The sequence below is a fragment of the Faecalibacterium sp. HTF-F genome (genome assembly GCF_023347535.1).
Classification (GTDB): domain Bacteria; phylum Bacillota; class Clostridia; order Oscillospirales; family Ruminococcaceae; genus Faecalibacterium; species Faecalibacterium wellingii.
In genome coordinates this window covers 689536-705822 of record NZ_CP094473.1, presented here as the reverse complement: position 1 = coordinate 705822, position 16287 = coordinate 689536, and the positions used below count along the sequence as shown (strand labels likewise).

The window sequence follows — 16287 nt, the reverse complement described above, 5'->3', positions numbered from 1 at the left end:
CGAAGCTGACCGATGAGGGTGTCAATTTCGTTCTACGAACAGCTTTTCTACCCGGAGCACGCCCTGCACGATGTTGGCAAGGCCCAAAAACTGTCCTGCCGCATTGCGCACCCGGTAACGGCCATCTGCCGCCGGGTAGCGGCTGGTGGGACAGCCGTTGTACAAATGCTGCTCCACCCATGGCTCCACCACCAGCAGCGGCAGGCTCTCGAACACGCTCTCCACCGGCAGCATCAGTGCTTCCAGTGCGGGAAGCCCCTGCTCTTTGGCGGCAAGGATCTCTTCCAGCGTGTGGGCGTCGGCTTCGGTGTACACCCCGGCCGAGGTGCGGCGCAGCGCGCTCATGGTGCCCTTCTGGCCCATGGCGGCAGCGATATCCTCCAGCAGCGTGCGGATATAGGTGCCTTTGGAGCACTGCACATCCAGCACATATTCATTCTCCGCCGGGCTGCCGCCGTAGGTGATGCGGTAGATCTCAATGGGCCGAGCCCTGCGTTCCACGGTCACGCCCTCACGGGCCAGCTTATACAGCGGCTGGCCGTTCAGCTTGATGGCCGAATACATGGGCGGCACCTGCATCTGCGGGCCGATGAACTGCGGCAGCACCGCCAGCAATTCCTGCTCCCCGGCGGTGACGGGTGCGGTCTCCAGCACGGTGCCGGTCACATCGCCGGTATCCGTGCGTGCGCCCAGCCGGAGCACCGCGCGGTAGCTCTTATCGTGGTTCAGCTGCAAATCCACCGCCTTGCTGGCCCCGCCGCAGAACACCGGCAGAACACCGGTGGCCATGGGGTCCAGCGTGCCGCTGTGGCCCAGCTTGCGGGTGCCCAGCACGCCGCGCAGCTTTGCCACTACATCGAAGCTGGTCCAGTCCATGGGCTTGTCAACGATCAGGATGCCCTGCATTTATGCTTCCTCCTGCGGTGCGTCCAGCTCGGCTTCCACCTCTGCCAGAATTGCATTTTTTGCGTTTTCCAGATTGCCCAGCAGCTCACAGCCTGCAGCGCGGCTGTGACCGCCGCCGCCCAGACGCCGGGCGATGGCGCAGGCATCCACACCCTTTGCGGTGCGCACGCTGATACGGTAGCTGCCGCCGGGCTGCTGCCGCAGGGTCAGGCCCACCTTGACCCCTTCGATGCTCACGGGCAGGCTGGTCAGCTCTTCCAGATCGGCCGGGTCCACCCCGCTCTGCTCGATCTCGTCCCGGGTGAGGTAAATGAGCGCGCACCGGCCGTCCAGATAGTACTCCAGATGGTTGCGTGCGATGCGCTCCGCTTCCATGCGCTCACGGGGCTTGGTATCGAACAGCAGGGTGTTCAGCTCCTCCACATGGCAGCCCGCCTCAATGAGCTTTGCCGCCACAAGGTGGGTGTTGGCCGTGGTGGAGGAAAAGCGGAAGCATCCCGTGTCGGTGGCAAGGCCGGTGTACAGGCAGTCCGCAATGTGTGGGGTGATGGCCACGCCCATGGCGCAGATGACCTCGTACAGCAGCTCTGCCGCCGCTGCGGCGCTGCCATCCAGCAAGGTGAAGTCGGCATAGCCGCTGTTGCCCGAATGATGATCGATACACAGGTCCACATGACGTGAATACTGGGGCACGCCGTTGTTTTCGCCAAACAGCTGTACGCTGGCAACATCCACAGCCACCACCGTTTTGGGCTCAAACTCTCCTTTGAACATGTGCGCATTGGTGAACGCATACCGGGTGGGAATGACATCGGAGCAGAGCACCGCTGCCTCCTTATCCAGCATTTTCAGGGCACAGTACAGGGCACTGCCGCAGCCAATGGTATCGCCGTCCGGGTTTTTGTGACACAGAATCAAAATGTTGTCCGCAGTCATCAGGCGCTGGGCCATCTGCTGCACATTCAACTGCTCTGTCATTCCATGATCCATCCTTTCCGCACCGACTGAATTATTCCTCGGTCTCCTCCGGTGCATCGGCTTCCGTATCAGCGTCGCCGTTCACGTTCAGCGTGCGGAGCAGCTCGTTGATGTGGGCTGCGTAGGCTGCGCCGTCATCCTCTACAAAGATAAACCGGGGAGCCTTGCGGATGTGCATTTTTTTGCTCACCTCGGTGCGCACATGACCGGCTGCGCGGTTCAGTGCCTCGATGGCGGGCTTAGGGCCGTCCTCACGGCCCATGACGCTCACGTATACCTTGGCCACATCCAAGTCGGGGGTCACATCCAGACGGGTGACGGTCAAAAGACCGCCCTCCAGCCGGGGGTCTTTCAGTCGGCCGATGATGGCAATGACCTCGCGCTTCATATCCTGCGCAAGGCGGCCCATATTTTTCTGAGACATAGTATTCTCCTTACAAAAGAAAACCCTCTCAGCCTCGCTTCGCTCGGCAGCTCTCCCGAGGGGCGAGCTTTTTGCGTGGATACGGCAAACGTTCCGTTTCTCAGCAAACCTCCCACCTCGGGGGAGGTGGCATTGCGCCAGCAATGACGGAGAGGGTTATTTCAGATCTTAGTCGCGGTACTCTTCCATCTTGAAGGCCTCGTACACGTCGCCTTCCTTGACGTCGGCAAACTTTGCCAGTGTAACGCCGCACTCGTAGCCCTCGGCCACTTCCTTGACGTCGTCCTTGAAGCGCTTCAGGGATGCGATCTCGTCCTCGGTGACCACGATGCCGTCACGCACCACGCGCACCTTGCTGTCGCGGGTGATCTTGCCGCTGGTCACACGGTAGCCTGCAACGGTGCCCACATTGGAGATCTTGTACACCTGACGCACCTGCAGCTCGCCCAGAGACACCTCGCGGAACTTGGGAGCCAGCATGCCCTTCATAGCGTCGGTGACATCGTTGATGGCATCATAAATGACGCGGTACATACGCATTTCCACCTTGGTGGCAGCGGCTTCTTCCTTGGCCACGTTGTCGGGGCGGACGTTGAAGCCGATGATGATGGCGTTGGAGGCATCGGCCAGATCCACATCGGACTTGCTGATGGCACCGACACCGGCATGGATGACACGCACGCGCACCTCTTCGTTGGAGATCTTCTCCAGACTCTGCTTCACAGCCTCGGCAGAGCCCTGCACATCGGCCTTGACCACGATGGCCAGTTCCTTCATGTCGTTCTGAGCCATCTGGCTGAACAGGTTATCCAGCGTGACCTTCTGGAAGGAGGAGAACTGCTTCTCCTTGGCGGCAGCAACGCGCTGTTCGGCCAGCTCACGGGCCAGACGCTCGTCCTCAACAGCCTCGAACAGGTCGCCTGCTTCCGGCACTGCGGTCAGGCCGGTGATCTCCACAGGGGTAGAGGGGCCGGCATCGCTCAGCAGCTGGCCCTTGTCGCTGCGCATGGTGCGCACACGGCCCACAGCGGTACCGGCAATGATGACGTCGCCGGAGTGCAGGGTGCCGTTCTGCACCAGAATGGTGGCAATGGGGCCCTGGCCCTTGTCCAGACGGGCCTCGACGACCGCACCCTTGGCGCGGCGGTTGGGGTTTGCCTTCAGCTCCATGACCTCAGCTTCCAGAGCGATACGCTCCAGCAGGTCGTTGATGCCCATGCCGGTCAGGGCAGACACCGGGATGCAGGCCACATCGCCGCCCCAGTCCTCGGTGATGATGCCGTACTTGGTCAGGCCTTCCATCACGCGCTCGGGGTTTGCGGTGGGCTTATCCATCTTGTTCATTGCCACGATAATCTTGACATTTGCAGCCTTGGCATGGTTGATGGACTCGATGGTCTGGGGCATGATGCCGTCGTCGGCAGCAACCACCAGAACGGCAATATCGGTCATGTTGGCACCGCGAGCACGCATGGAGGTGAACGCCTCGTGGCCCGGGGTATCCAGGAAGGTGATGAGGCTGTCGTTGACCTTGACCTGATATGCACCAATGGCCTGCGTGATGCCGCCGGCCTCGCCTGCGGTGACGTTGGTCTTGCGGATGGCGTCCAGAATACTGGTCTTGCCGTGGTCAACGTGGCCCATGACGCAGACCACCGGGGGACGCTCCACCAGATCCTCCTGCGAATCCTCTTCCTGCGTGAACAGGCGCTCTTCGATGGTCACATGCACCTCGTGCTCGACCTTTGCGTGGAACTCCTCTGCCAGCAGAGAAGCGGTATCGAAATCGATCACGTCGTTGATGGCGTGCATCTCGCCCATCTGCATGAACTTGGCAATGACCTTGCCGGCCTGCTGCTTCAGGCGGGCAGCCAGCTCGCCCACGGTGATCTCGTCGGGGATCATCACCTTCAGCTGTGCGCTGCGGGCCTTTTCCAGCTGGATGCGCTGCAGACGCTCGAACTCGGTCTCGCGCTTGCCCTTCTGGAACTGCTGGCGCTGGCGCTGGCCACGCTGGGTGAACTTCTGCTTGTTGCCCTGCGGCGTGGGCTTGCGGCGGTTCTCGGTGTTCTTGGTGGAAGCCAGATCATCGTAGCGGGCATCGAAGCGATCCACGTTCATGTCCACGGTACGGGTATCCACGGTCACCTGATTGTCCTCACGGCGCACAGAAACAGCCTGTGCCGGAGCATTTGCAGCCTTGGCACCGGTCTCGCGGGCCAGCTCGCTCAGGGAAACGGTCTTCTCCTCGCGTTTCTTGTGCTGCTCGGGCTTTTTATCGTTGTGCTTATTGTTGTTTTTGTTCTGCTGGGCAGGCTCAGCCTTCTTGGCAGCGGGCTGCTCCGGCTTCTTTTCGGCCTTGGGGGCCTCGGGCTTCTTGTCTGCCTTCTTCTCGGCAGCCTTGGGCTCTTCCTTGGGGGCCTTGGCGCTGTTCAGGAACTCGTTCAGATCCTTCACGCTGCCGGCCTTGCTGAACTTCTCCAGCAGGTAGTTCAGCTCGTTCTCTTCCAGATTGGAGCTGTTCTTCTTGCCGGTGCTGCCCATGGCGTTCAGCTCATCCAGGACCTTCTTGGCAGAAACGTTCAGGTCCTTTGCAAAGTCACTCACTTTATATTTTACGATCATTCGCTCATATCCTCCTCATTTTTGATTGCTCCGCAGTCCGACAGGCGGTCAAAGCAGAGCTTTGCGAGGTTGCGGTCGGTCACCGCATAAACAGCCACAGGCTTGCGGCTGATATCGGCCAGCTTATCCTGTGTAAGCGGCATGGTGATCACATCCACCAGATCGCCCACAGAATAGTTGAGGCGCTGCACGGTCTTGGCGCTGGCATCGGATGCCACCATCACCAGCCATGCCTTGCTCTTGACGCAGGCATCTTCCACGGCGTCAAAGCCCATGGTCAGTGCGCCTGCCTTGCGGCACAGGCTCAGTGCCTGAAACAGCGCTTCCTCCGGGGGCAGCTTGGGTTTTGCGGGGGTGTTATTCTTCTTTGCCATTGTCTGCTGCCTCCTTTGCGGCTTCGGCCAGCTGTGCGGCCAATGCCTCGTATACTTCGGCGGGAACCGGCTGCTCAAAGCAGCGCTCCAGCGCCTTTTTCTTTTTTGCCTTGGTCAGGCAGTCGGGGTTCGGGCAGAGATAGGCTCCGCGGCCCGGCTTTTTGCCGACCAGATCAATGCTGATCTCTCCGCTGGGTGCACGCACCACACGCACCAGCCCCTTTTTGGGGCGGCTGGTCATGCAGCCGATGCACTGGCGGGAAGGGATCTTTTTCTGTGCCATCCGGTTTCCCTCCTTTGGCCATCTGCGCCGGAATTACTCGGCGTCGGTCTCGGCTTCCTTCTTGGGCTCTTCCTCACCGTAGTAGCCGCTCTCAGGGCGAATATCGATGTTGTAGCCGGTCAGACGTGCGCACAGGCGGGCGTTCTGGCCCTTGTTGCCGATGGCAAGGCTCAACTGCTGGTCGGGCACGGTGACGCGGCAGGAACGGGTCTCGCCGGGCAGCAGCTCCACCTTGACCACCTTGGCAGGGCTCAGGGCTGCGGAGATGAACTCGGAGATATCCTCGCTCCACTTCACGATATCGATCTTCTCGCCGCCCAGCTTCTCGACCACGGCAGCCACGCGGGCGCCGTGCTCACCGATGCAGGCAGAAACAGGGTTGACATTGGGGTCCTTGCTCCACACAGCCATCTTGGTGCGGGCACCGGCCTCGCGGCTGATGGCCTTGACCTCCACAGTGCCGTCAAAGATCTCGGGCACTTCCAGCTCGAACAGGCGCTTGACAAGGCCGGGGTGGGTGCGGCTGATCATGACGCGGGGGCCGCGCTCGGTGCTGACCACGTCCACAACGTAGACCTGCAGGGTCTCGCCCTCGGTATAGACCTCGCCGGGCACCTGCTCGTTGCGGGGCAGGACAGCCTCGCCGCCCTTGCCCAGATCCAGAGCAACGATGCCCTTCTCGGGGTCAACGCGGGTGACGGTGGCCTGCACGATGTCGTGTGCACGGGACTGGATCTCGCTGAGCTGCTGGCTGCGCTCGGCCTCGCGGATGCCCTGACGGATGACATGCTTTGCAGTCTGTGCAGCAATGCGGCCAAAGTCCTTGGTCTTGAGCGGGGTGATGATGCGGTCGCCCACCTCGTAGGTCTTGCGGATCTTCTGTGCCTCGGTGATGCCGATCTCAGAATGCTCGTCGTACCAGTCCTCATCAGCCACAACGTCCTGGATCAGGGCCACATCAAAGCGGCCTGCGGCGGGGTCGATGTCCACCTTCACATGGTCTTCCTCCACCTCATAGTTCTTCTTGACGGCAATGATGATCGCCGCCTTGATCTTCTCGATCAGGTACTCTGCGGTGATGCCGCGCTCATGCTCCAGCATGGAGAGAGCTTCAAAAAATTCATTGTTCGCTGCTGCCATTTTTCGGGTTCCTCCTGTAATTTACTCTCTTATCTATGTTAATCAAACAGGTCTTCGTCGTCGCACAGGTTCACGCTGGCTGCGGCGTTCACCTCAAAGGTGACAGCGCCTGCATTGGTGTCCACCGTGACGGTGCTGCCCTCGCGGCCTGTCAGGATACCGGCAAACTCGCGCACGCCGTCGGCGTTCGGGCGAATGAGCTTTACCCGGACTTTCTGGCCCTTGAGGGCCTCGTAGTGCTCCGGGCGGGTGAGCTTACGGCCAAGGCCGGGGCTGCCAACCTCCAGATAATAGCTCTGGTCGATGGGGTCTGCCTCGTCAAGGATGGGGTCCAACGCATGGGAGACATCCGCGCAGGTGTCCGTATCCATGGTGCCGTCCTTGTCGATGAGCACGCGGAGATACCAGTCCGGACCTTCCTTTTCAAAAACCACATCCCACAGGCGCAGGCCCATGCCCTCCACGGTGGGGCGGACAAGCGCTTCGACTCTCTGGGCGGTGTTGCCGCCAGACTGCTTCGCCATAAAAAACCTCCATACAAACAAGAAACGCGGACCTTGCGGCCCACGTTTCAGGTTAAACTATATCGTACTACTAGAATATACCATACATCCCGCGATTATGCAAGCATTTTCGCAGATTTTTTTCGCCGCAGAGTCTTTTACAGCACCCAGACGCCGTCCCGGAACAGCTCCACGGTGCGGCCATCGCGGCATTTGCCGGTGATATGGCTGTCCTCGGCACCGATCATCACATCCTCATGCAGATGCGACTGGTTCATGCCGCGGGCCAACAGCTCCTCTTTGGAAAGCGCCGTGCCGCCCTTCGTGGTGCCGGGATAGCTGGCGCCAAAGGCGATATGACAGGCAGCGTTCTCGTCAAACAGCGTACTGTAGAACAGCTTTCCGCTGCGGTTGATGGGGCTGCTTGCAGGCACCAGTGCCACCTCGCCGATGCTGCGGGAGCCCTCATCCCCGTCCAGCAGACGGCCCAGCAGCAGCTGTCCCTGCTCGGCGTGGTAGTCCACCACCCGGCCCTTCTCAAAGGTGACGCGGAAGTTCTTGATGAGCTGGCCGTTGAACACATAGGGCTTGGTGCCATAGACGACACCCTCCACCTTATCTTTATGGGGCGCAGTGAACACCTCTTCCGTCGGGATGTTGGGCAGGAACACCACACCCTTTTCGCTTTTGCTGGCGGCGCTTTCCCACACAGCCTGATCCGCAAGACCCACGGTCAGGTCGGTGCCGTTGCTGCTTTCAAAATGCACGCTTTCCAGATCCAGCGCATTCATTTTGTCGCGCAGGGCAGAGAGCCGTTCCATATGGGCCTGCCACTCGCCCACCGGGTCGCCGCCGGTGACCCGGCAGACGTCAAAGATCAGCTTCCACAAAGCCTCCATGGCGGCGTCTGCGTCCAGCTCCGGGAAGATCTTCTTTGCCCACGGCACGCTGGGCAGAGCCGCAATGGACCACTGCACCCGGTCGTTCATGGTGTATTCCTGCCACTCTTCCATAAAGGCGCGGCGGGCGGCATTTACCCGGCTGATCTTGTTGCCATCCAATCCGGCATACAGCTCCGGGTCATCCGCAATGAGGTGCAGCACACACACGCCGCCCTCGCTTTCGGCATAGTCGAGATAACGGCGCAGCTGCCATGGCTTGTGGTCAGTCAGCGCTTCCTCGCTGCCCAGCTCCATGCGGGCGCGGGCCACAGCGTCATCGCTCCAGTTCACCTGCACATCCCGGGCACCGGCTTCGTAGGCGCTGCGCACGCACAGCCGCGCCAGCGGCGCGCCCTCCAGCGGGCAGTTGATGATGAGGGTCTGCCCGGGCTGCGGGTTCACCCCCACCCGGACGATGAAATCGGCATATTTTTTCAGCAGTTCGTCAAAGTTTTCCACGGTAGAACCTCCTGCGGTGTAGAAATCATGTTTTTCTGTTTTTCAGTATACCCGGTACAAGCCGTTCTGTCCAGTAAAAAGAAAACAGACACCTCCTACTGTTGAAAAAGCAGGAAACGTCTGTTATACTGTCTTTTGAGAGTGCTGTCTACATACGGCAGGCGGTCTATGCCTTTTCGGCCCTGCGTCGGGAAGGCGAACATTTTTGTCGTACCCCGACGCTTTGCAGCGAAGGGGGTGATGCTTCATGACGCTTTTAGAAACTCTAGCTCTGCTCACATTGCTTGCAACCGTGAGCTTTGGCATTTTCGATATCGCGTGGAAGATCTTCAATAACAAAAAATGACCGCCCTCAGCGTCCAAACCTGAGCGGTCATCTTTTGATTATCGCGCCGGAAAGGTACTGACCGTTTGCCAGACAGCACTTTCTTTATTTGTATTATAGCACAGCCCCGCCGAAATTGCAACGGCGGGGCTGTTTTTTATCGCCTGAAAGCGAATTTTTCTCAGAACTCGATCTTGCTCTCGATATAAGCTTTCAGCTCAGAGATGGGCATACGCACCTGCTCCATGGTGTCGCGGTCACGGACGGTGACGCAGTTGTCGGCAGCAATGCCCTTGGCCTCGTCGCCCACGGTATCAAAGTCCACGGTGATGCAGTACGGGGTGCCGATCTCGTCCTCGCGACGGTAACGCTTGCCGATGGAACCGGTATCGTCGTAATCCACCATGAAGTACTTGCTCAGCTCGTTGCGGATTTCCATGGCCTTCTCGCCCAGCTTCTTGCTCAGGGGCAGCACGGCGCACTTGTAGGGAGCCAGAGCCGGATGCAGATGCAGCACGGTGCGGATATCCTCCTTGCCCTTGCTGTCGGTCAGGTGCTCCTCGTCGTAGGCCTCGCACAGGAAGGCCAGCGCCACACGGTCGCAGCCCAGAGAGGGCTCGATGACGTAGGGGATGTAGTGCTCGTTGGTCTCGCTGTCGAAGTACTCCAGACTCTTGCCGGAAGCCTCCTGATGGCGGGTCAGGTCGTAGTTGGTACGGTCTGCAATGCCCCACAGCTCACCCCAGTCGGTGAACGGGAAGGCGTACTCGATATCGGTGGTAGCGCGGCTGTAGAAAGCCAGCTCTGCAGGCTCGTGGTCACGCAGGCGCAGATGCTCCTTCTTGATGCCAAGGCTCAGCAGCCAGTTCTCGCAGTAGTCCTTCCAGTAAGCGAACCATTCCAGATCGGTGCCGGGCTTGCAGAAGAACTCGCACTCCATCTGCTCGAACTCGCGGGTGCGGAAGGTGAAGTTGCCCGGGGTGATCTCATTGCGGAAGGCCTTACCCACCTGACACACGCCGAAGGGCAGCTTGCGGCGGGTGGTGCGCTGGATGTTGGCAAAGTTGACAAAGATGCCCTGTGCGGTCTCGGGACGCAGATAGCAGGTGGAAGAGCTGTCCTCGGTAACACCGATGGCAGTCTTGAACATCAGGTTGAACTTGCGGATGGGGGTGAAGTCATGCTTGCCGCAGACGGGGCAGACGATGTCCTCATGCTCTGCGATGAAGGCATCCATCTCGTCAAAGCTCATGGCATCCACATTCACCTCGGGGTGCTCTTCACCGATCAGCTTGTCGGCGCGGTGGCGTGCCTTGCAGGCGCGGCAGTCCAGCAGGGGGTCCGAGAAGCTGGACACATGGCCGGTGGTCACCCAGGTCTGGGGGTTCATGATGATGGCCGCATCCAGACCCACATTATAGGGGCTCTCCTGCACGAATTTCTTCAGCCATGCCTTTTTGACATTGTTCTTGAATTCGACACCCAGCGGGCCGTAGTCCCAGCTGTTGGCCAGACCGCCGTAGATCTCGGAACCGGGGAACACATAACCACGGTTCTTGCAGAGATTGACGATCATATCAAGGGTCTTTTCGCTCTGTTCCATTGTAGTACATCCTTTCCGTCCGCGGCTGGTTTGCCGTGTCGTTGTTGTATCGTTCCGGCAGCTTTCCCCACTGCCGGGCGTGCTTTTCAAAGGGAAAGCACAGTATCTTTACTGTACCATGTTTTGCGCCGCTTGTAAAGCCGAAAACCGGCCTGCTTGGGGGAACAGACCGGTTTTTGCTCTTATTTATGGTATTTCATTCCTGCATTGATGGTGCAGGCACGGTAGATCTGTTCCGTCAGCACAAGGCGGGCCAGCTGGTGGGGCATGGTAATGCGGCCCATGCTGAATTTGAGGGCCGCCGCCTTTTTCACCTCATCGGACAGGCCGTGGGACGAGCCGATCACAAAGGCCACATCCCCTGCCCCGCTGTTCGCGCGGTCCGCAAGGAACTGCGCCAGCTCGTCGGAGGAGATCTGCCTGCCCTCGATGCACATGGCCACGATGGCAGCACCCTTGCGCACGTTGGACAGGATGGCCTTGCCCTCCTTGTCCAGTGCCTTTTTTACCACGGCATCGGAAGCGTTTTTCTCTTCGATCTTCTCTTCCGGCAGTTCGATGATGCGGAAGGATGCAAAGGCGGCAAGGCGCTTCTGGTACTCGGCTACGCCCTCGGCGAAATATTTGGCATTCAGCTTGCCCACACAGATCAGGTCGATGTTTTGCATTGCAGTTTCCTCTTTTATATCGAAACGATTTAAAATTGTCTCCGCTTCGCTCTGGACGAGTTGTGGCACCCAGCGTCTGCTACGGCCCTTGAGCGGGCCTTGCATCCTGCTGGCCACGGCCCCAACAGCTCCTCCCTGCTTCGGCCGCAGGCCGCAGTCGTCGCCGTTGCAATATCAGCGGAAAAATTATTTTTATAATTTGCAGCTCCGAAACGACTGCGGTCGTTTCGGAGCTGCTTTTTCACGGGAGGGGTCGCTGCCGGAAAATGCATTTTTCCGCTGCACAACGGCTGCAAGCCAACAGCAGCAAGATGCCGTTTGCCGTTGCGGCCTTTCTTGTGAAAAGGCAAATTGGAAAAATCCGCAGATTTTTCCAATTTGCAATCCTTAAAATCAACTTCCGCTGAGAATGGCAGAGCGAAGCGGAGCCATTTCGCAATAAAAACGTTTTACAGCAGGCTCATCTGCTCGCCCTCGTCCTCCGCGCGGAGCAGCGCACCGGTGGCGGGCAGGCTGCGCACCCGGTAGCGGTGGGGGTTCGCCAGCTCCAGCGTGTCCGCCGGCACCACCGAAGCGATGGTCTGGTTCTTTTTCAGAGTGACCACCGCCACGCCCTGACTGTCGCGGGTGGTCTTTGCGGCGATCTGCGCCGTGCCCACCAGCAGCATCCGGCTGGCACTGGTGCGGATGGCAAGCTCGGTTTCCTCCGGCAGGAACAGCAGTGTTGCCAGCGGCTCCTTGTCGCAGTAGGCCTTCAGCAGCTTGCGGCGGTTCTGCTTGGTGGCGTAGGAGCTGAGGGGAATTTTCGCGCACTTGCCGCTGGCAAAGAAGAACAGCATAAAGCCGCTGTAATCGCCGGTGATGACCATGCACAGCACATTTTCGCCCTCGTCCATGCCCAGACGGCCCGGGATGAAAATGCCCATCTGGGCCACCTTGCCGTCCTCCAGCTCAGCCAGACGCACCTTGTACACCTGCTGCTTGTCGGTAAAGAACAGCGCCTCCACATTGTTGCGGGTCTCTACCTGCTGGATGATCTCGTCTCCCTCTTTCAGCTTGTGGGCACCGGCGGTGCGCAGGCTCTGGGGCGGGATCTTTTTAAAGTAGCCCTCCCGGGTAAAGAACACGGTTACGGGATAATCCGGCACAGCCTCCTCCTCGGCAGAGCCGTCCTCCTCCGGCAGGTCGTACAAAATCTCGCTGCGGCGGGGCTGGCCGTATTTTTTCGCTACATCGTTCAGTTCATTGATGATGATGCGGCGGATGCGGGCGGGCTTTGCCAGCACATCGTTCAGGTCGGCGATGTCCTTTTCCAGCTGTTCGATCTCGCCGGTGCGCTTGAGGATGTATTCCCGGTTCAGATGGCGCAGCTTGATCTCCGCCACATAGTCCGCCTGCACCTCGTCGATGCCAAAGCCGATCATCAGGTTGGGCACCACCTCGGTCTCTTCCTCGGTGGTACGGATAATTTTGATTGCCTTGTCGATATCCAGCAGGATGGCGGCAAGACCCTGCAGCAGGTGCAGGCGCTTTTCCTTGCCGTGCAGGTCATAATAGGTGCGGCGGCGCACGCACTCCACGCGGAAGGCCGTCCACTCCTTCAAAATTTCCCGCACACCCATGACCCGGGGCTGACCGGACACCAGAATGTTGAAGTTTGCGCTGAAGCTGTCCTCCAGCGGGGTGGCCTTGAACAGCTTCGCCATCAGCTTGTCGGCATCCACGCCGCGCTTGAGGTCCAGCGTCAGCTTCAGGCCGTTCAGGTCGGTCTCATCGCGCATGTCGCTGATCTCCTTGACCTTGCCGGTCTTGACCAGCTCTGCGATCTTGTCCATAATGGCCTCCACCGTGGTGGTGGGCGGGATCTGGGTGACCTCGATCATGTTTTCGCCGGGCACCACGTTGTAGCGGGCGCGTACCTTCACGCTGCCGCGGCCGTTCTCGTAAATTTCACGCATCTGCGCTTCATCGTACAAGATCTGACCGCCGCCCACAAAGTCCGGGGCGGGCATGGTGGTGGAGATGTCGTGCTTTTCATCCTTCATCAAAGCCACGGTGGTGGCGCACAGCTCTGCCAGATTGAAGGAGCAGATGTTGCAGGCCATGCCCACCGCGATGCCCAGCGTGTTGTTGGCCAGAATGGTGGGGAATGTGACCGGCAGCAGGGTAGGCTCGGTGGTGGTGCTGTCGTAATTGGGCACAAAGTCCACGGTCTCCTTGTCGATATCCCGGAACAGCTCCTCGCACACACCCTCGAGCTTTGCCTCGGTGTAACGGGCAGCAGCGCAGGACATATCCCGGCTGTAGGCCTTGCCGAAGTTGCCCTTGCTGTCCACAAAGGGCACCAGCAGGCTCTCGTTGCCGCGGCCCATGCGCACCATGGTGTCGTAGATGGCGGCATCGCCGTGGGGGTTCAGGTGCATGGTGCTGCCCACGATGTTGGCAGACTTGGTGCGTGCGCCCTTGAGCAGGCCCATCTCGTACATGGTGTACAGCAGCTTGCGGTGCGCCGGTTTGAAGCCGTCGATTTCTGGCAGTGCGCGGCTGACGATGACGCTCATGGCGTAGGGCATATAGTTGGTTTCCAGCGTGCGGGTGATGGGGTCCTCCAGCACGCTGCCTGCGTTCAGAATTTCAACGCCGTCGCCCAGCTGCGGGCGCACCGGCTTTAAACTTTTCTTGGTCGATTTTCTAGGCATCTTCTAACCTCTTGACGATTTTAAATGGGCGCCGCTCTCGCTCTGCCCATATTCAGCGGAAAATATTTTTTATTTTTGCAGCTCAGGATGGCCTGCGGGCCATCCTGAGCTACTCTTTCACCGATGGAGCCGTTCCGGTTTTCTGCATTTTTCCCTTAAAATGCCGTGACCCGTTGGGGCCTTCTTCGTGAAAACGTGATTTGGAGCAGCCCGCAGGCTGCGACAAATCACCAAATTAAAATAACGTTACCTCTGTCATTGCCAGAGCGCAAGCGGAGGCAATTTAAAATCATCAGCTCACATCCAGATCGTCCAGATACTCTGCGCCGTGCTGCGCAATGTGTTCCTTGCGGCCTGCAAGGTTATCACCCAGCAGGATGTCGAACACCTGCGCGGTCTGCACCACATCGGTGGGCATCACTTTAATAAGGCGGCGGCTTTCCGGGTTCATGGTGGTCAGCCACATCATCTCGGGGTCGTTCTCGCCCAGACCTTTGGAGCGCTGGATGGTATATTTTTTCTCTCCGATCTCTTCCAGAAAAGCGGCCTTTTCCGGTTCGGTATAGGCAAAATAGGTGCGTTCCTTCGTGGTGATCTCGTACAAAGGCGACTCGGCGATATACACATAGCCCTTCTCGATCAGGGTCGGCGTCAAGCGGTAGAGCATGGTGAGCACCAGCGTGCGGATCTGGTAGCCGTCCACGTCGGCATCGGTACAAATGACGATCTTATTGAACCGCAGGTTGTCGAGGTTAAAGGTCGCCAGCTCCTTGTTGTGCTTGCCGCCCAGCTCCACGCCGCAGCCCATCACCTTGATGAGATCCACGATAACGTCCGACTTGAAGATGCGGGCATAGTCCGCCTTCAGGCAGTTCAGGATCTTGCCGCGGATGGGCATGATGGCCTGATACTCGCTGTCCCGGCTGGATTTGACCGCACCCATAGCGGAATCGCCCTCCACGATGTACAGCTCCCGGCGGGAGGCGTCCTTGGTGCGGCAGTCCACGAACTTCTGCACCCGGTTGGCAAGGTCGATCTGGGTGGACAGTGTTTTTTTGATGCTCTGGCGCGTTTTTTCAGCATGTTCGCGGCTTTGTTTGTTCACCAGCACCTGCTGGCAGATCTTCTGGGCCTCCTCCGGTTTTTCCAGAAAATACACTTCCAGATAATGCTTGAGGAAGTCGGTCATGGCCTGCGAGACGAATTTGTTGGTGATGGCCTTTTTGGTCTGGTTCTCGTAGCTGGTGCGGGTGGAAAAGCTGGAGGACACATACACCAGACAATCCTGCACGTCCTGAAAGCTGATGGCGCTCTCGCCCTTTTTGTACAGATTCTTTTCCTTCAGGTACTTGTTGATCTGGTAGACAAAGGCGGTGCGCACCGCATGCTCCGGGCTTCCGCCGTGTTCCAGCCAGGAGGAGTTGTGGTAATATTCCAGCAGCTGCACCTTATTGGAAAAGCAGAAGGCTGCGCTCATGCGCACCTTGTAGTCCGGCTGGTCCTCGCGGTCCCGGCCCACAGCCTCGCTCTCGCAGCTGAACACCGGGGTCAGGGTATCCTCCCCGGCGGTTTCGGCCACATAGTCCGCAATGCCGTTCTGGTAGCACCAGCTCTCCTTCCAGGGCTTGCCGGTGGCAGGGTCTTTTTCCTTTTCATCGGTAAAGTTGAGGGTAAGCCCTGCATTGACCACGGCCTGACGGCGCAGCACATCCTTATAGTAGCTGCCGGGCACATCGATGTCGGTGAACACCTCATCGTCCGGCTTCCAGTGGATGATGCTGCCGGTGCGGCGGCCCTTGTATTCCTCTTTGTGCAGGCCGCCCACGTTCTCGCCCTTTTTAAAATCAAGGTGATAGTGGCAGCCGTCACGGTAGATATCCGCCGTCATCCACGCAGAAGCATACTGGGTAGCACACAGGCCCAGACCGTTCAGGCCAAGGCTGAACTCATAGTTATCCTCGCCTTCGCCGTACTTGCCGCCTGCATACATCTCACAGAACAGCAGCTCCCAGTTGTAGCGGCCCTCGCCGTTGTTCCAGTCCACAGGCATGCCGCGGCCAAAGTCCTCCACGATGACGCTACCGTCCTTGCAGCGGGTGACGTTGATGGTGTCGCCGTGGCCGTCGCGGGCTTCATCGATGGAGTTGGAGACGATCTCAAAGATGGAGTGGGCACAGCCCTCCACGCCGTCCGAACCAAAGATGACGGCCGGGCGCTTGCGCACACGGTCGGCACCTTTCAGAGAAGTGATGCTCTCGTTGCCATATTCCTGTTTTTTTGCCATGCTGCTCCTCCCGGCCCCGCTCTCTTTTAAAAAACGGAGCCGTCTTGCTTCAAATCAAAACGCCTTTGCTCTTTT

General features: G+C 59.0%; 13 protein-coding genes. All 13 read right to left on the bottom strand.

Going from position 1 to position 16287, the window contains the following annotated elements; genetic code table 11:
- Nucleotides 1–21 precede the first annotated feature (21 nt).
- Nucleotides 22–906: a tRNA pseudouridine(55) synthase TruB gene (gene truB / locus MTP37_RS03300; protein WP_249238189.1), complete on the bottom strand. Its 885-nt coding sequence runs from the start codon at nucleotides 904–906 to the stop codon at nucleotides 22–24.
- A complete protein-coding gene (locus MTP37_RS03295) occupies nucleotides 907–1896 on the bottom strand; it encodes a DHH family phosphoesterase (RefSeq protein WP_249238188.1) in 990 nt (329 codons plus the stop codon).
- A gap of 19 nt (nucleotides 1897–1915) precedes the next feature.
- Nucleotides 1916–2308, bottom strand: coding sequence for a 30S ribosome-binding factor RbfA (rbfA, locus tag MTP37_RS03290; RefSeq protein WP_249238187.1), 393 nt, complete (start codon nucleotides 2306–2308; stop codon nucleotides 1916–1918).
- A gap of 168 nt (nucleotides 2309–2476) precedes the next feature.
- Nucleotides 2477–4933, bottom strand: a complete 2457-nt coding sequence (infB, locus tag MTP37_RS03285; protein ID WP_249238186.1) for a translation initiation factor IF-2 — start codon at nucleotides 4931–4933, stop codon at nucleotides 2477–2479.
- Entirely contained in the window at nucleotides 4930–5307 is a 378-nt protein-coding gene (locus MTP37_RS03280) for a L7Ae/L30e/S12e/Gadd45 family ribosomal protein (protein ID WP_249238185.1), read from the bottom strand. Before MTP37_RS03280 ends, infB begins: the two co-directional genes overlap by 4 nt.
- Nucleotides 5291–5590, bottom strand: coding sequence for an RNase P modulator RnpM (gene rnpM, locus MTP37_RS03275; RefSeq protein ID WP_249238184.1), 300 nt, complete (start codon nucleotides 5588–5590; stop codon nucleotides 5291–5293). The genes MTP37_RS03280 and rnpM overlap by 17 nt, the downstream gene beginning before the upstream one ends.
- 33 nt (nucleotides 5591–5623) lie before the next feature.
- On the bottom strand, nucleotides 5624–6730 hold the full coding sequence (gene nusA, locus MTP37_RS03270; RefSeq protein ID WP_249238183.1) for a transcription termination factor NusA: 1107 nt from the start codon (nucleotides 6728–6730) through the stop codon (nucleotides 5624–5626).
- A gap of 38 nt (nucleotides 6731–6768) precedes the next feature.
- Nucleotides 6769–7254, bottom strand: a complete 486-nt coding sequence (locus tag MTP37_RS03265; RefSeq protein WP_249238182.1) for a ribosome maturation factor RimP — start codon at nucleotides 7252–7254, stop codon at nucleotides 6769–6771.
- A gap of 137 nt (nucleotides 7255–7391) precedes the next feature.
- Nucleotides 7392–8633: an aminopeptidase gene (locus MTP37_RS03260; protein ID WP_249238181.1), complete on the bottom strand. Its 1242-nt coding sequence runs from the start codon at nucleotides 8631–8633 to the stop codon at nucleotides 7392–7394.
- 506 nt (nucleotides 8634–9139) lie between these two features.
- Entirely contained in the window at nucleotides 9140–10561 is a 1422-nt protein-coding gene (locus MTP37_RS03255) for a glycine--tRNA ligase (RefSeq protein WP_097773884.1), read from the bottom strand.
- A gap of 182 nt (nucleotides 10562–10743) precedes the next feature.
- Nucleotides 10744–11229 carry a 23S rRNA (pseudouridine(1915)-N(3))-methyltransferase RlmH gene (rlmH, locus tag MTP37_RS03250; protein WP_044954166.1) on the bottom strand — a complete coding sequence of 162 codons (486 nt, stop codon included), beginning with the start codon at nucleotides 11227–11229 and terminating at the stop codon, nucleotides 10744–10746.
- A gap of 449 nt (nucleotides 11230–11678) precedes the next feature.
- Complete coding sequence (locus tag MTP37_RS03245) at nucleotides 11679–13928, bottom strand: DNA gyrase subunit A (RefSeq protein ID WP_249238180.1); 2250 nt, start codon at nucleotides 13926–13928, stop codon at nucleotides 11679–11681.
- 292 nt (nucleotides 13929–14220) lie between these two features.
- The gene (locus MTP37_RS03240; RefSeq protein ID WP_249238179.1) at nucleotides 14221–16212 is read right to left on the bottom strand and encodes a DNA gyrase/topoisomerase IV subunit B; all 1992 of its coding nucleotides are present in this window, start codon (nucleotides 16210–16212) and stop codon (nucleotides 14221–14223) included.
- Between the last annotated feature and the right edge of the window lie 75 nt (nucleotides 16213–16287).